Below are 16,683 nucleotides of genomic sequence, written 5' to 3'. Positions count from 1 at the left end.
TGGATGACCGGTCTTGAACATTCGAAGGTGACGCGACGGCTTCGGTTCCATTTGTTTGCAGCGCCGCGATCAGCCGCCCAGCACACGCCTCACCATCCGGGTCAGCGCGTCCGGGCCGTAGGGTTTGCTCAACAAATGGGTATCGGGGCTCAGTTGATGATTCCGGGAGATGATGTCCCGGGTGTGCCCCGAGGTGAACAGCACCGGGACCGGCGGTTTCTGCACCTTGGCCCAGGCGGCCAGGTCGGAACTCTTGATCAGGCCGGGCATGACGACGTCGGTGAAGATCAGGTCGACCGAGATGCCTTCCAGCAGCAGCTTCATCGCCTCATCACCGTTGGCAGCCGTGAGGGTCCGATAGCCGGACTGTTCCAGCAGTTCCACCGACGCGCTGCGCACCTCGTTGTTGTCCTCCACCACCAGGATCGTCTCTTGCCTGCCGGACTGAAGCACGTCGTGTTGCTCGGCTTCGCCCGCTTCGGGCGCAAGGCTTCGAGGGAAATACATCCGTACTCGCGTGCCCTCGCCCAGGTCGCTGGAGATCTCGATATGGCCGCCACTCTGCTTGACGAACCCGAACACCATGCTCAGTCCAAGCCCCGTGCCCTGGCCATCGGTCTTGGTGGTGAAAAAGGGTTCGAACACCTGCTTCAGGATCTCGGGCGGCATGCCGGCACCGCAGTCGATCACCGACAGCCGGACATAGTCGCCGGCCGAGATCCCCTTGCCGGCACAGAACGCTTGATCGAGCACGATGTTCTCCCCAATCAGGCGGATGGTGCCCTCGCCGCCCATGGCATCGCGAGCATTGATCGCCAGGTTCAACAGGGCGTTTTCCAATTGATTGCGATCGACGTGAATGCACCAGGGCTCCTGGGGCAAGCTCACGTCAATCTGGATGGTTTCGCCCAAGGCCCGTTGCAACAGTTCACCCATGCCATCATAGATGCGTCGTGGGTTGTAGACCGCCGGTGACAATGGCTGGCGCCGGGCAAAAGCCAGCAGCTGCGATGACAACTTGGCCCCCCGCTCCACGGCTTCGATGGAGGCACTGACCCGCCGTTGCACGTTGACGTTGTCCCGTTCGTGGCGGGCCAGCAAGTGCAGGTTGCCGGCAATCACTTGCAGCAGGTTGTTGAAGTCATGGGCCACGCCGCCAGTGAGACCGCCAATGGCCTCGAGCTTTTGAGACTGACGCAACTGCTCTTCTGCCGCCAGCCGCGCCTGCACCTCGTCGGCGACCCGCTGTTCCAGGTCGCGGGTGAATTTGAGCAGCGAAGCTTCGGCTGTCTTGCGTTCATTGATGTCAATCAGCACACCTGGAAAACGCAAGGGCTTGCCCGTGGCATCGAATTCGCAGCGACCGCTGGCCAGCACCCACCGGTAATCACCGCCCACGCGGCGCACCCGATATTCAGCGCTGTAGGGGATGCCCGTGCGCAAGGTCAGTTCGATCCGCTGGTTGACCTCTTCGAGGTCATCGGCGTGGATGCGCTGGCGGGCAATTTCGATGGGCAGTGCATCCAGCGAACAGTCTGGCGGGTAGTTGAAGGTACGGGCGAAACGCTCATCGCCCGACAGTGTGTCGGCCTGGATGTCCCAGACGAACGACCCCAGCAATGGTCCGGCCGAGAGGGCCAGTTGGATGCGCTCGTTGACGGCTCGGTAACTGCGTTCGGCCTCTTGCCGGGCGCGCTCGGTCAACACGAGCTCGGTGGTTTCCACCACAATCGCCAACACGCCCGCCGGGGACTGGTCGTCATCGGGCACCGGGCTGTAATAGAGGTCCATCCACACATCTTCAGGCTTGCCATCGCGTAGCAGGACCAGCTCTTTGCTGCGGTAGGACAAGGTGCCGCCGGCCAGGCAGACGTCCAGCACATGCCGATTGAATTCGGCGACCTCCGGCCAACCCAACTCCACTGCACACCCCAGCAGGTAAGGATGGCGGCCACCGGCGAACTCGGCATAGGCATCGTTGTAGATCATGAAGCCCTGGCGGCCCCACAACATCACCATCGGCAGGGGCGAAGCCAGCAACAACTGGACGGCACTGCGCAGGCTGGCGGACCAGTGCTCGATGGCGCCCAACTCGGTCCGGCTCCAATCGAACGCCCGGATACGCCCGGCCATTTCACCGCCCCATCCAGGGCACCCGTGATTTTGGGATAGAAACTGCATGATCGATTTTGAACCTCAAAATGCCTGCAGGGAGTCGGCATCCACAAACCCCTTGGGATCAGAGCTTCGAGCGCTGGGTTGGCGTTTGGTTTCATGCTGGTCGATCCAGGCCCGATCCTGTGGCGAGGGAGCTTGCTCCCGCTCGGCGGCGCAGCCGTCGTAAACCGGCTGATGCGGTGTGCCTGATGGATTGCGTAAACCATTTTTTTGGGGGGCTGCTACGCAGCCCAGCGGGAGCAAGCTCCCTCGCCACCAAAACGGCGGTGTTGCTGAGGCTCAGCGAAAGTCACGGCTTTGCACCTGGATACCCGCCAACAACTCGGTCAGGTCGCTCAAGCGCCCGGCGATCAGGTGGCGGACCTCGCCGACGCTTTCCCAGCGCCCGTCGACCTTGAGCAGTTGCGAGCCCACCAAGGTCTTGCGCTGGCGTTCGGCCAAGTCGCGCCAGACCACCACATTGAGGTTGCCGAATTCATCTTCCAGGGTGACAAAGGTCACACCGCTAGCCGTGCCCGGGCGTTGGCGACCGGTAACCAGCCCGGCGACGCTGACGTTGCGGCCATGCTCCACCTCTTGCAGCTCCCGTGAGCTGCGGCAGCGCCGTGCGCGCAGTTCGGGGCGCAGCAGGGCCAATGGATGAGGGCCCAGTGTCGTGCCGAGCGTGGTGTAATCGGCAAACAGGTTTTCCCCCAGCGTAGGTTTTGGCAGGGCCACGGGCGGTTCCTCCTGGCAGGGCAAACCGGCGAACAAGCCCAGTTGTTTCTGCACCCCGGCCACTTCCCAGCGGGCACGATGGCGATCACCAGCCAGGCCCTGCAAAGCCCCCGCATCGGCCAATTGCGCCTGGGCCCGGGCATCGAGCTGCGCGCGCTCGCCCAAGTCAGCCACGTCGCTGAAGGGCCGATGCCGGCGGGCCGCTTCGATACGGCGGGCATCCTCTTCGCGAAAGCCCTTGATCATGCACAGCCCCATGCGGATCGCCGGTTGTCGACCGTCCATGGGCTCGAGGCTGCAATCCCAATCGCTGGCGCGCACGTCCACCGGGCGGATCGACAGTTGATGCCGGCGGGCATCCTGGAGGATCTGGTCCGGGCTGTAGAACCCCATGGGCCAACTGTTGATCAGGGCACAGGCGAACGCCGCCGGTTCGTGGCATTTGAGCCAACTGCTGGCGTAGGTCAGCAAGGCGAAACTGGCGGCGTGGGATTCCGGGAAGCCGTAATTGCCGAAGCCTTTGATCTGTTCGAAGATTTGCGCGGCGAACTCAGCGGTGTAGCCGTTTTTTTTCATCCCCTGCGCCAGGCGTTCCCGATGGGGCTCCAACCCACCGTGACGTTTCCAGGCCGCCATGGAGCGACGCAATTGGTCTGCCTCACCCGGGGTGTAATCGGCCGCGACGATGGCGATCTGCATGACCTGCTCCTGGAACAAGGGAACACCCAGGGTGCGGTTGAGCACTTGCTTCAACGCTTCAGAGGGATAAGTCACCGCCTCTTCTTTGTTTCTGCGGCGCAGGTACGGATGCACCATCCCACCCTGGATCGGCCCGGGGCGTACGATGGCCACTTCGATGACCAAATCGTAGAACGTCTTGGGCCTCAGCCGAGGCAACATCGACATCTGCGCCCGGGACTCGATCTGGAACACACCGATGGTGTCGGCGCGACTGATCATTTCGTAGGTCGCCCGATCATCCTTGGGCAGCGACGCCAGGGCGTAGCGCTGGCCCCGATAGCGCTCGATCAAGTCGAAACAGCGACGAATCGCACTGAGCATGCCCAGGGCCAGGATGTCCACCTTGAGTAACCCGACCGCGTCCAGGTCGTCCTTGTCCCACTGGATGATGGTGCGTTCGGCCATGGCGGCGTTTTCCACCGGCACCAGGGTGTCCAGGGGTTGCTCGGAAATCACGAAGCCACCAGGGTGCTGGGACAAATGCCGGGGAAAACCGATCAATTGCCGGGTCAGGCTCAGGACCCGGCGCAACACTGGGCTGTCCGGGTCGAAGCCACCTTCACGCAAACGCTCCACTGGCGGCGCCTCGTCGCTCCAGCGGCCACAGCAATCGGCCAGGGCGTTGACCTGGTCCGGCGGCAAGCCCAGGGCCTTGGCCACATCGCGCACCGCCCCGGCGCCGTGGTAACTGCTGACCACCGCCGTCAATGCCGCACGATGACGACCGTAGCGCTGGAACACGTACTGCAGCACTTCCTCGCGACGATCGTGTTCGAAGTCGACGTCGATGTCCGGCGGCTCGTTGCGCTCCCGGGACAGGAAGCGTTCGAACAACAGGCTGGTAAGGCTGGGATCGATTTCGGTGATGCCCAAGGCGTAGCACACCGCCGAGTTGGCCGCCGAACCACGCCCTTGGCAAAGAATATGACGGCTGCGGGCGAAGCTGACGATGTCCTGTACGGTGAGGAAATAGCTGTCATAACCCAGCTCGGCGATCAGGCTCAGCTCCTTGTCGATCTGTGCCCGCACTTTGTCTGTCACGCCATCCTTCCACCGCTCGCGCATGCCGCGCTCGGTCAGCTCCCGCAGCCAGGACGCCGGATCATGCCCCGCGGGCACCAGCTCACGGGGGTATTGGTAACGCAGTTGGCCGAGGTCGAAGGTGCAACGCCGGGCGATGTTCAGGGTTTCGTCGAGCAAGGCCCGCGGATAGAGATCGGCCAGATCCTTGCGGCTGCGCAAGTGACGCTCGCCGTTGGGGTGCAAGCGCTGGCCAGCCTCGGCCACCGTGACGTGGTGGCGAATGGCGGTCATGGTGTCCTGCAGGGCACGACGGCCGCGCACGTGCATGTGCACATCACCACTGGCCACAACTGGAAGACCCAAGCGTTCGGCCAGCGCCAACGAGTCTGCCAATCGGCGGCGGTCGTCCTGTGCGCAATGCAACTGGACCGTCAGCCACAGGCGCCCGGCAAAGATCGACTGGAGCCAACGGCCGTGTTCCTCGGCGTCCTTGCCCTCGGCTATCCATAACGCCAGCAGCCCCGACAAGGGCTGGTCGAAGTCCTCTCGCACGATGCGATAGTGGCCTTTCTCGCTGCGCCGCCGGGCGCGGGTGATCAGCCGGCACAAGGCTTGATAGCCTTCCAGGTCTTCCACCAGCAACACCAGTTTCGGGCCGTTCTCGACCTGGATTTCGCTGCCGACGATCAGTTGCAGCTCCAGCTCCTTGGCCGCCTGCCAGGCCCGGACGATTCCGGCCAAGGTGCATTCGTCGGTGATCGCCAGGGCCTGGTAGCCCTGCTGCTTGGCGCGACGGCACAACTCCAGGGCACTGGAGGCGCCGCGCTGGAAGCTGAAGTTCGACAGGCAATGCAGCTCGGCATACTCAACGTTCATGCGAACCAGCCCTGCAGCCACAGCGGCCCGCCCTCGCCCACCGTTCGATAGGCCCAGCCACGTTGTCCGCGGCGGGTTTCGATCAGGTAATAGTCACGACGCACATCCGCGCCGTCCCACCAACCGGTCTCGATGCGCTCGGGGCCCATGAGGATGTGCGCCTGACCTTGCGCCAATGCCTGGGGCTCCTCCAGCAGCCAGCCGGGACGCTGCACGCCGTCGCGCACCGGACAAGCCTGGGAGCGGGGCTGGGAGGTCATCTGCCAGGCGCACTCAGGCCGATGGTCGTCGCGAAACCCCAGGCCCTGCACGGCCTCATCCCCCAGCCGGGCCCGCAAGCGTTCGCGCAGTTGCTCCCAGGGCAATGATTGCTGGGGACGTTCGTCGAACAGCTCCAGGCGCTGGGGCACGAAACTCGGCAGGTCCTCGGCACACAAGCGAAAGCCCCGCACCGGGGCCTCGACCTGCACCTGTTCCAAGCGACCGCGGGCCAGTTCGAAGAGCATCGCCGGGGCCCGCTCGGCGCTGAGCAGGCCGACCTTGATCACTGTATCCGGCAACCCGGCATGCTCCAGGTGCAGGTCAAAGCGCTGCACGCCGCTGTCGCGCCCGCAGAGGAAGGCCGACAAGTCACCGGTCAGCCGGCGCAACGGGAACAACAGCGCCTGATGGGATTGCACGTCATAGTTGAGCTCGATGCGCACATCAAAACGGTCCGGCGGCAGGTAGAACGACAGCGCCAGGGTGCGATGGCCCATCAACGCGTCGAGGTGCTTGAGCACTTGGGCCTCGAAGCGCCGCGCCAGGGTCTGCCGGGGCAAGGCCTGGACCTGGCTCAAGCGGCGCAGGCCCATGCGCGACAGCGCCGTGGCGACGTCGGGTTCCAGGCCGATACGCTCCACAGGCATGTCTCCCAGGCACTGTTGCAAGGTCTCGGCGTCGGGCACCACCAGGGCGTCATAGGCATTGGCCAACACCCGTGCCGCCACCGGATTGGGAGCGGCGACGATGCGATGACGAAAGCCCAGCTCGGTCAGCTCGGCCCGCAAGCGCGCCTCGAACACCGGCCAGGGGCCAAACAGGCCAAGGCTCGACTCGATCTCGAACAGCAGCGTACGCGGATAATGCACGCTGACCTGGGCGCTGAAACGGTAGGCCCAAGCCGCCAGGAACTGTTGCCAGTGTTCGATTTGCGCCGCGTCGTATTCGACGGTGGCAAAGCCTTTGCTCAAGGCCTGGGCGGCGGTCATGGTCTGGCCTGGACGCAAGCCCAGGGCTCGTGCCGGCGCATTCACCGCTTGCAGCACCCGACGCTGGGCCGGACCGGTCAGCAATGCCAGGGGCTGATCGGGATCGGGGCGCTGACGCAGCGCAGCGTCCAGCGCCAATTGCGGGAAGAGAATACAGACCCAGCGCATCGCAACCTCAATGCCCGGTTTGTGTGGCGAGCGTGGCAAAGGCAATCGGCGCCGAACGAGCCAACCCGCCGCGGCATTTGAGCACGCGCAATTGCGCAGGCCGGGTATCGATGGCGATGCGCAGCGCCGCTGGCGACGGATTGATGGCCTCCTGGATCGAGCGCCAGGCGAACGCCAGGGTCTGGCCGGTTTCCGCCGCCACTTGCAAACGACGCAAGGCCCGGTCATCCGCCTGGCGGGGCCAACACAGCACCGCGCCACAACTGCCAGAACGCAAGCATTGTTCGGTGGCCCACAGGGCATCGCGCTCATCGGCGCGGATTACCGACAACTGACGCAGGTCGACGCCAGCGTTCTGCCAGGCCTGGGGATAGGGCACGAACGGTGGCGCCACCAGCACGATCCGCTCCCCCGCCGCCGACAGCCGCGCCAGGGTCGGCCACACCAGTTGCAACTCACCCACGCCCGGCGCGGCGATGAGCAGTTCCGTCAAGGCCGCCTCCGGCCAGCCACCACTGGGCAACGCCGCGTCCAGTGCCGCATGGCCGGTGGGTTGCGGGCTGGCGGCTGGCGGCGCAGGCCGGCCCTTCCAGACCTGGCCGCCGTTGAACAGCGTGTCCAGCGCAACGACAGCGCCCATCAGCCTTGCCTCACCAAGCCACAGAACACCCCTTCTATCGCCAGGTCCTGGTCGGCCTCGACGATGATCGGCTGGTAGGCCGGGTTGCGCGGCAACAAACGCACCCGCTCGCCAATGCGCTCGAAGCGCTTGATGGTGACTTCGCCATCCAGGCGCGCCACGACAATCTGGCCGTTGGCGGCCTGCGGCGTGCGCTGCACACCCACCAGGTCACCGTCGAGAATGCCGTCCTCGATCATCGAATCGCCCTGGACCCGCAGCAGGTAATCCGGCGCCTTGGTAAAAATCGCCGGGTCCAGCATCAGGCGACTGTGGACCTCGGCATCGGCGCCGATCGGCAGCCCGGCAGCCACTCGCCCCAGCACCGGCACGTCCAGCAGCTCGGGTCGTGGTGGCTGGTTCAGCAAGCGAATGCCCCGGGCCTGGTGCGGATTGACCTCGATGAAACCGGCTTCGGTCAGCGCCAGCACATGCTTGCGCGCCACACTGCGGGAGGCAAAACCGAACGCCTCGCTGATTTCAGCGAGGCTGGGAGGCTGGCCCTGATCGGCGATGCGTTCGCGGATGAAGGTCAGGATGGCGGTGCGGCGAGGAGTGAGAGTCGTCATGGAGTACATTTGTACTCTTTAAGGATTTTTCTGACAAGCGCCGCCAGTCAGTTCACAGTTTGCCTGTACCCATCATTGTGGCGAGGGAGCCTGCTCCCGCTCGGCTGTGCAGCGACCGTGGGAACAGCGCGCCGGTGAAGGGACGCCGTTCGACATGAGTTATGCCCGCGCGGGCTCGCCTCAACGGCGTTGGAGAATGCGGTCCATCACCCAGTCGGTCTTCAAGGCCTCTTCGGCCACGGCGGGATGCTTCGACTCACCACGGATATGGGCATTCATGCCGAGTACATGGTGCCACTGGATATGCTCAGGATGATGAGGAATGTCGAGGCTGACGGAGGTATCCGTGCACAGTTGCAGCGGCGCCTCATCGAACACCGAGAAGCTGATCCGCCCCTGGCTGCCAATCACCTCCACGCGGTCCTCACGTCGGTCAGCGACGAAGTTCCAACAGCCCATGCCTGTGGCTCCGCAGGCAAAACGCCAATTGGCCACGACCGCATCTTCTGCCTGATACAAGCCGTTCTGGCGAGCGGCGAGACCTGCCACTTCGACGATGTCCCCCAACAGGAACTGGAACAGATCAAGGCCATGGCAGGCCAGGTCCGTGAAATAACCTCCGCCTGCAATCGCCGGATCGGTACGCCAGTTGGTCGCGCCGTTGATATCCGCCAATGACGCGGGCTTAGTCAGCGTCCAGGTCAAATGCCGGATGTCACCGATGCATCCTTGCTCGATCCATTGCCGCACTTTGCAAAAGCGCGGCAGCGAGCGCCGGTAGTACGACACAAACAGCTGCACCCCGGCGCTGTTGAATACGCGCTGCATTTCCCGGCTCTGCGCGACATTGAGGGACATGGGTTTCTCGACACAGCAATGCTTGCCGGCAGCAGCCACCAGCAGGCTATAGCTGAAATGACTGTCGGGCGGCGTCGCAATGTAAACCGCATCGACTTCGGGATCATCGATCAGTGCCTGCGCGTCGGTGTAGAACCTGGCGATGCCGTGGCGTTCAGCATAATCGGACACGGCCTCCAGACGTCGCCCCATCACCGCAACCAGCGCTGAACCGGGCGCCTTGTAGAAGGCCGGCCCACTTTTGCGTTCCGTCACGCTGCCACACCCGATCATGCCCCAGCGTACCGTTTTCATCGTTTGACTCATGGAATCAAGGCCACCGGCTGCGCAATGAAGCCCCTCAAAAAAGGCAGGAGTTTAATCAGCCCCAGGCTGAATGTCTTGGCTACAACGTTTGCCCTTCGTTGCGAAACGCGCTCGGGCTCATGCCTGTCCAGCGCCGGAACGCCCGGCGGAAGCTGCGCACATCGCTGTAGCCGACTTCTTCGGTGATGCGCTCGATGGACAGCTCGGGATTGGCCAACAGGTTCAGGGTGCGGCTGCGACGCACCTGTTCGAGCAAGGTCTCGAAGGTCAGGTTGTGCTCGCTCAGGCGCCGACGCAGGGTGCGGCTGCTCATGTTGAGATCACCGGCGATTTTCTCGATGTGGCTGCCACGGGTCAGGTCTCGGGCAATTGCCCGTTCCACGGTCTGGATCAGGTCAATCTTCTGGTGAACTTCGATGGCTTCCTGTTCCAGCAAGGCCAATGCCTGGCGCAGGGCCAACGAGTGGTGATTGGGCAAACGCATATCCAGCCAGCGCACGTCGATCAGCATGCGATTGTGTCGGCAACCGAAGTGCACATCCGGTCCCAGGATCCGCTGATATTCCTGGGCATAGGACGGCGCGGCGTGCATGAACTCCACGGCCAGGGGCTTGAAATCGGGCCCCGCCAGGGCCCGGCCATAGACCATCAGGCTGGCGAAGAACTCTTCCACGGCAAACACCTGGATCTCGGCGAAAGGCAGCCGGCAGGTCGCCTCGACCATGATCCGGCCAGTGGCTTCTTCGACGCTGGTCACCGCGATGCCACCGGTGGTGTGCTGGTAACGAACCCCCAGGGCAAAGGCATCGCGCAGGGTTTCGCACAATGATAGGACGTGGCCCAGCAGGCCGAGGGTGCCAAGCACGTTGCGGTCCCCCACCCACAACCCCAGCCCCTGCTCGGGCAACAGCTTGAGCGCCCGTTGAATCATGACCACGGCCTGGCGGTGGGAAATGCGCTGGGCGGGATCTTGCAGATCATCAAGGCCGACCCCCAGACCGCGACACAGGCTGGCGGCATCGAAGCCCTTGTCCGCCACAACCTCGGCCAGGGTCTGTAGCAGGAATGGCGATACCAACGCCAATTCATAGGTCGGGTCGATGACTTTCATCTGCATGGGCGGGTTCCGGAGGACGTTAGGTCGCGTTTTTGTAACCGGTTATTTCACAAAGTTAGCATGCCCCGGCGGATCGTGGGGCACAAAAATCTGGCCGCCCAAGTCCCCTGTATGGCCGCCAATACCCTGCCCTGTTGGCGGCGAACGGCTTATTTGTATGGCTCGGACTTTCGGTGCATCTCCAACAATAATAATGAGCCCCCACATGAACCCGATCCGCACGACATTCGCCTTGCAATTGACCCTCGGCCTGGCCTGCGGCGGTGCCCTGCCCGCCCTGGCTACCGAATCGGGGGTGGACAACATCGGCCCGGGCACCGACGGCTTTTTTGTGTTGCCGCTGGAGGTCGACAGCCTTCCGGACCACATGGTCGCGTTCAACCTCTACTACAACCATTACAAGGCCCGGAAATTCAACATCAGTTCATTGGGCGGCGAACTGCCGGATGTCGAAATCGAATCCACGGCAGTGGTCCCGCGCATCGATTACCTGAGCCCGTTGCGGGTGGCCGGTGGGCGCGCGGGGATCTACATCGCCCAACCCTGGATCAAGCAGGAAGTCTCGGTATTCGGCCTGCACGACACCCGCGAAGGCATGGGCGACACCACGATTTCGCCCATCGTGCTCTGGGACATGGGCAAGAACCTGACCCTGGCCGCGGCGGTGGAAATCACCGTGCCGACCGGCGAATACAGCACCGATCGACTGGCCAATACCAGCAACAATTTCTACACCTACAAGCCGCTGTTTTCCTTCACCTGGCTACCCACGGAAAACACCGAGGTGTCGATGAAAACCACCTACAGCTTCAACCGCAAGAACAAGGACACCGACTACCGCTCGGGGCAGATCTTCCACTTCGATTATTCCGCCAGCTACCGCGTGACCGACAACGTGATGCTGGGGCTCAACGGCTACTACCTCAAACAGACCACCGACGACAAACAGTACGGCCGCACCGTGCAATTTGCCGGGCAGGACGTCGACGACGGCGTACGCGGCCAGGTCTTTGCCATCGGCCCTGCGCTGCACCTGACCTTCCTCAAGTACGCCAGCGCCGAAATCCGCTGGGCCAAGGAGTTTGCAGTGGAGAACCGCACCGAGGGCGAAATGCTCTGGGCCAAGGTCAGTATTCCGTTTGCGTTCTAGAGTGTTTCACAGCACCTGTGGCGAGGGAGCTTGCTCCCGCTCGGCGGCGTAGCCGTCGTAAACCGGCTGACGCGATCTGTCTGGAAAGCAGTGTTATCCGATTGGGGCCGCTGCGCTGCCCAGCGGGAGCAAGCTCCCTCGCCACAGGTTTTGTGCCTGACAGGAATGACTGATGCACCGCCATCGCGAGCAAGCTCGCGCCCACAGGTTCTTCCTTCAGCTCAAACCCAGAATCGATGAAAGATGCCCATTGAGGAACTTGCCGCTGGGGTCCAGCGCCTGGCGCACCTCGGTGAATTCCGTCCAGCGCGGGTACAGCGCCTGGAGTGCCTTGGCGTTCAGGGAATGCAATTTCCCCCAATGCGGACGGCCCTGGTATTTCCAGAAGATCGGCTCGATGGCGGCAAAGAAATTGTGATGGTCCATCTGATAATGCTGGTGCACCGAGATCGAGCAACTGTCCCGGCCTTCGAACATGCTCAGGGCAATGTCGTCGGCCTTCACGTAGCGGTACTCAATGGGAAACCAGGTGCGCAGGTCCTTGTCGCGGATCAGCGCCAGAATCTCCCGCAGGCACGCCGGACCGTATTCGGCCGGCACCGAGTACTCCATCTCGTTGAAGCGCACAGTGCGCGCGTTGGCGTAGATGTCATGGGAGTCACCGACCCGGTCGTCGAAATCGGCCACCAGCCGCAGGCTGTTGAGCAGCGCTCGCCGGATCGTTGGAAAGTCGCTGCCGTACTTGTCGAGGTTTTCGATCAGGCTGACGAAATCGTTGCCGCCCTCCTCCTCGGGGCTGATCGGCGGCGTGGCCGGATCCGTGGTTTCGTTCAGGGTGATCGACAACGCATAGTCGGAATGGGTGACGACCTGCATTTCCCAGTGCTGGTTGTCCCGGGTGTTGGTGCCCACGTCCTCGAGCAACTCCTCGGTTTTCGCCACCCACTGGTGCTCGCGCAAGCGATAGGCGGCGCGGTTCTGCAGGCGCACGCGAGTCACCAGCCCCAGCGCGCCAAGGGACACCCGGCCGGCCTTGAACACTTCTGGATGACGCTGGGCATCGCAATCGAGGACCGCGCCGCTGGCCGTCACCAGTTGCAGGCCGACCACTTGGGACGCGTACGAGCCGAAGGCCTTGCCAGTGCCGTGGGTCGAGGTGGCGATGGCACCGGCCAGGGTCTGGTAATCCACGTCGGCCATGTTCGGCAGTGCCTGGCCGATGGCCTTGAGCGCCGGCCCCATGCGGGACATGAGCGTGCCACCGCCGAACTCGGCTTGCAGGCTGGCGGCATCATGAGCCAACAGGCCGCTGAAAAAACTCAGCGACAACAAGGTGCCGTCAGTGGGTACCAGGGCGCTGAAGGAATGGCCGGAACCCACCGGACGAATCCGCCCTTCGGCGCGCCTCACCACGTTCACCAGTTCATCGAGGTCCTTGGGGGCCAGGCGCGCCGCCGGCAAGCAGCTCTGCGCACCGGACCAATTGCGCCAGGGGATCAGCCGCGGCGCGCGCATCAACTCGGCCAGGGCGCCCTGGCTGCCCAGGGCCGTAAAGGCCGCGACAACGCCGGCTTGTTGCAGCAACCGACGCCGTGAGTAATCCATCGTCATGCCGTAGTACCCGTAGTTATTATTGGAAGTGATGACCGGACATGAAGGCGATCAGGGCCAGGAACTGTTCTTCGGAACAGTGCATGCACAAACCCATCGGAGGCATGCCGTTGTAGCCGTTGATCGCGTGATCCAGCAGGGTGTCGGCGCCCTGGGCCACCCGTGGCGCCCAGGCGTTCGTATCGCCGGTCAACGGCGCCCCGGCACCGGGGTTGGCGTGGCAGAGCTTGCAGCTACTGTCGTAGACCTGAGCCAACGCCGCATCGCTGGGCATCGCCGTGAATACCGTGGGCGCGGGCGGCTTGGCCTCATCGCCACACGCGGCAAGCAACGCGCCGAACGATACGACGGCAGCGGTTCGAAGCAGGAAGGAAGGCGTGATTGCCGACATAAGGCCCCTCTTGGCGGCGCAAGGGTTGCGCCTTTCTTGTTGTGGGTCTGGCAGTTCCCACACTAAGGCACGCCACCGCGTTGGCTTGAGGTCATTGGGGGCCATAAAAGGGGGCTTGGGCGGCCAGCACTTGCACAGCCCTCTGTGGCGAGGGAGCTTGCTCCCGCTGGGGTGCGAAGCAGCCCTGAACCATTCATTGCGGTGGGTCAGGGGCATTGCGAACTGAGGTTTGGGGCTGCTGCGCAGCCCAGCGGGAGCAAGCTCCCTCGCCACAGGGGTACTACGTGGTCAGGGCAGCAGCAGCGCCTGCTCGCGCTCGCACAACTGCACCACGTAATCCCACAACACCCGCAGGCGTACGGATTTGTGCAGCTCGCGACGGGTGCTGATCCAGTAGCTGCGGCGGATGGTTTCGTCCGGCAGCAACGGCACCAGCGTCGGGTCGCCGCTGGCCATGTAGCAAGGCAGCACGGCAATCCCCAGGCCGGAGCGCGCGGCCTGCTGCTGGGCGATGACGCTGGTGCTGTGGAACACCACCCGAGGGTTGCGGCAAAAGCTGTTGAGGAACATCAGTTCCTGGCTGAACAAAAGATCATCGACATACCCGATCCAGGCATGGCGGGCCAGGTCCTCGCGGCTGCGCAGCGCTGGCGAGCGGTCCAGGTAGGCCTGGCTGGCGTACAGCGCCAAGCTGTAGTCGGTGAGTTTGCGGGTGACCAGCAGGTCGGCCGCCGGGCGTTCGAGGTGAATGCTGATTTCCGCCTCACGGTTGAGGATGCTGACAAAGCGCGGCACCGCCACCAGTTCCACTTCCAGCCCCGGATAGCGCTGGAACAGCCCCTCCATGCGACTGGCGAGAAACATGATGCCCAGCCCTTCGGTCACCCCCAGGCGGATCTTGCCCAGGGGCGCACTGGACTGGGTGATGTCCTCCTGGGCCAGCAACGCCACGTTCTCCATGGCTTCGGCGTGCTTGAGCAGCGTCTCGCCGGCCGGGGTCAGTTCATAGCCCTGGGCATGCTGGACAAACAGCGCGGTGCCGAGGCTTTTCTCGATGGCCTCGATGTGCCGTGCCACGGTGGCGTGGGTGGTGTTCAAGCGCCGTGCAGCCGTCAGCAGACGCCCGCTGCGTTGCAACTCCAGGAAATAACGCAGGTCATTCCAGTCGAACATGAGGCGATCCTTGAACGCGCCTGAAGGCATGACTGTTTATAAACGCACAGCCGCTGCGCAAAAACTAACATTCTTTTGACGAAAACTAACAACTAGGATGGGTCCCACAACAACAAGAATGAGGTCGCGAATGCAACCTGTCGTCGATGAATACGATTACGTGATCGTGGGCGCCGGCCCTGCCGGATGCCTGTTGGCCAATCGGCTGTCGGCCCATCCGCAACACCGGGTGCTGCTGCTCGAAGCCGGCGGGCGCGACAACTATCCGTGGATTCACATCCCGGTCGGCTACCTGTTCTGCATCGGCAACCCACGCACCGACTGGTGCTTCAAGACCGAAGCACAACCCGGTCTGCAAGGGCGTGCCCTAAGTTATCCGCGCGGCAAGGTCCTGGGCGGTTGCTCCTCCATCAACGGCATGATCTACATGCGCGGCCAGGCGGCGGACTACGACGGCTGGGCCGCCGAGGGCAATTCTGGCTGGGCCTGGAACGACGTGCTGCCACTGTTCCGCCAGAGCGAAAACCATTTTGCCGGCGCGTCCGAATTTCACGGCGCCGCAGGGGAATGGCGGGTCGAACGCCAGCGCCTGTCATGGCCGATTCTCGATGCGTTCCGCACCGCCGCCGAACAGAGCGGCATCCCCAACGTCGACGATTTCAACAGCGGCGACAATGAAGGCTGCGGCTACTTCCAAGTCAACCAGAAAGCCGGGGTACGCTGGAACGCGGCCAAGGCGTTTCTCAAGCCGGTTCGCCAGCGCCCTAACCTCACCGTGCTGACCGATGTTGAAGTCGATCGTGTGTTGCTGCGTGACGACCGCGCCCACGCCCTCAGCGCGCGCTGGCAAGGCAAGGGCATGACCTTCAAGGCCCGCAAGGAAATCGTCCTGTGCGCCGGGGCCGTGGGATCGCCGGGGATCCTGCAACGTTCCGGGATCGGCCCGCGCAGCCTGCTGCAACGCCTGGGCATCGGCGTGACCCATGAACTGCCCGGTGTCGGCGGCAACTTGCAGGACCACCTGCAACTGCGGCTGATCTACCAGTTGGAAAATGCCCGCACCCTGAACCAGATCGCCGGCACCCTGTGGGGCAAGATGGGCATGGGCCTGCGCTACCTGTACGACCGCAGCGGCCCGCTGTCCATGGCCCCCAGCCAACTCGGCGCGTTTGCCCGCTCGGGGCCGGAACAGACCTCGGCCAACCTCGAATACCACGTGCAGCCGCTGTCCCTGGAACGCTTCGGCGAACCGTTGCACAGCTTCCCGGCGTTCACCGCGTCGGTCTGCGACCTGCGCCCGCAAAGCCGTGGCCGGGTGGACATCCGCTCCGCCGACCCGCACGAAGCGCCGCTGATCCAGCCCAACTACCTGAGCCATCCCGAAGACCTGCGAGTCGCCGCCGACGCCATCCGCCTGACCCGCCGCATCGTCGCGGCCCCGGCCCTGAGCACGTTCAAACCGGTGGAATACCTGCCGGGCCCCAGCCTGCAAACCGAAGAAGAGCTGCACCAGGCCGCCGCCCGGATCGGCACGACGATTTTCCACCCGGTCGGCACGTGCCGCATGGGCCAGGATCGTGACGCGGTGGTGGATGCACAACTGCGTGTCCACGGCATCAAGGGCCTGCGCATTGCCGACGCCTCGATCATGCCGCGCATCACCTCGGGCAACACTTGCTCGCCAACGTTGATGATTGCCGAGAAGGCGGCGCAGATGATGCTCAACCCCGCGACGAGGAATACCGACGTCGAAAAAGCACCTGCTACGGTCTGAAGAACAACAGAAACACCTGTGGGAGCGAGCTCCCACAAGGTGAGGAGTCGATTCAAGGAAAGTGTGTCAAATCAGGAGACGCCACCCCGGCGTCGCAGTGGA

At 63.6% G+C, this 16,683-nt stretch carries 12 protein-coding genes; 2 read left to right on the top strand and 10 right to left on the bottom strand.

The genetic code is table 11. The features are described from left to right. Nucleotides 1–69 precede the first annotated feature (69 nt). The 7 genes from BLT00_RS00910 to BLT00_RS00880 all read right to left on the bottom strand — a co-directional run bounded on the left by BLT00_RS00910 (nt 70) and on the right by BLT00_RS00880 (nt 10,482). Nucleotides 70–2,181: a PAS domain-containing hybrid sensor histidine kinase/response regulator gene (locus BLT00_RS00910; protein ID WP_092145575.1), complete on the bottom strand. Its 2,112-nt coding sequence runs from the start codon at nt 2,179–2,181 to the stop codon at nt 70–72. Nucleotides 2,182–2,457: 276 nt separating this feature from the next. Continuing rightward, on the bottom strand, nt 2,458–5,556 hold the full coding sequence (locus BLT00_RS00905; RefSeq protein ID WP_218189600.1) for an error-prone DNA polymerase: 3,099 nt from the start codon (nt 5,554–5,556) through the stop codon (nt 2,458–2,460). After that, the gene (locus tag BLT00_RS00900; RefSeq protein ID WP_092145571.1) at nt 5,532–6,953 is read right to left on the bottom strand and encodes a Y-family DNA polymerase; all 1,422 of its coding nucleotides are present in this window, start codon (nt 6,951–6,953) and stop codon (nt 5,532–5,534) included. The genes BLT00_RS00905 and BLT00_RS00900 overlap by 25 nt, the downstream gene beginning before the upstream one ends. 7 nt (nt 6,954–6,960) lie before the next feature. Next, a complete protein-coding gene (imuA, locus tag BLT00_RS00895) occupies nt 6,961–7,593 on the bottom strand; it encodes a translesion DNA synthesis-associated protein ImuA (RefSeq protein ID WP_063322020.1) in 633 nt (210 codons plus the stop codon). Continuing rightward, on the bottom strand, nt 7,593–8,210 hold the full coding sequence (gene lexA, locus BLT00_RS00890) for a transcriptional repressor LexA (protein ID WP_013692700.1): 618 nt from the start codon (nt 8,208–8,210) through the stop codon (nt 7,593–7,595). The genes imuA and lexA overlap by 1 nt, the downstream gene beginning before the upstream one ends. Nucleotides 8,211–8,381: 171 nt before the next feature. Then, nucleotides 8,382–9,353 (bottom strand): Gfo/Idh/MocA family protein, encoded by a 972-nt coding sequence (locus BLT00_RS00885; RefSeq protein ID WP_092145569.1) that lies wholly within the window; start codon nt 9,351–9,353, stop codon nt 8,382–8,384. A gap of 91 nt (nt 9,354–9,444) precedes the next feature. Further along, a complete protein-coding gene (locus BLT00_RS00880; RefSeq protein ID WP_092145567.1) occupies nt 9,445–10,482 on the bottom strand; it encodes an AraC family transcriptional regulator in 1,038 nt (345 codons plus the stop codon). 205 nt (nt 10,483–10,687) lie between these two features. Between BLT00_RS00880 and BLT00_RS00875 the strand changes: the two genes are divergently transcribed. Next, entirely contained in the window at nt 10,688–11,632 is a 945-nt protein-coding gene (locus BLT00_RS00875) for a SphA family protein (protein ID WP_072347648.1), read from the top strand. 216 nt (nt 11,633–11,848) lie between these two features. Here BLT00_RS00875 and BLT00_RS00870 read toward each other — a convergent pair whose 3' ends face one another. From BLT00_RS00870 to BLT00_RS00860, 3 genes are all read right to left on the bottom strand, one after another. Further along, nucleotides 11,849–13,147, bottom strand: a complete 1,299-nt coding sequence (locus BLT00_RS00870) for a D-arabinono-1,4-lactone oxidase (RefSeq protein WP_175456228.1) — start codon at nt 13,145–13,147, stop codon at nt 11,849–11,851. Nucleotides 13,148–13,262: 115 nt separating this feature from the next. Next, nucleotides 13,263–13,634 (bottom strand): c-type cytochrome, encoded by a 372-nt coding sequence (locus tag BLT00_RS00865; protein ID WP_072347652.1) that lies wholly within the window; start codon nt 13,632–13,634, stop codon nt 13,263–13,265. A 288-nt stretch (nt 13,635–13,922) separates the two neighbouring features. Next, complete coding sequence (locus BLT00_RS00860) at nt 13,923–14,807, bottom strand: LysR family transcriptional regulator (RefSeq protein WP_092145563.1); 885 nt, start codon at nt 14,805–14,807, stop codon at nt 13,923–13,925. 130 nt (nt 14,808–14,937) lie between these two features. Here BLT00_RS00860 and BLT00_RS00855 point away from each other — a divergent pair, with 130 nt between their 5' ends. After that, nucleotides 14,938–16,581: a GMC family oxidoreductase gene (locus BLT00_RS00855; RefSeq protein WP_092145561.1), complete on the top strand. Its 1,644-nt coding sequence runs from the start codon at nt 14,938–14,940 to the stop codon at nt 16,579–16,581. The last annotated feature ends 102 nt before the right edge of the window (nt 16,582–16,683 follow it).

This window comes from Pseudomonas sp. NFACC51, assembly GCF_900103575.1.
In the GTDB taxonomy this organism is placed as follows: Bacteria; Pseudomonadota; Gammaproteobacteria; order Pseudomonadales; family Pseudomonadaceae; genus Aquipseudomonas; species Aquipseudomonas fluorescens_Q.
This window is presented reverse-complemented; position numbering and strand designations above follow the sequence as displayed.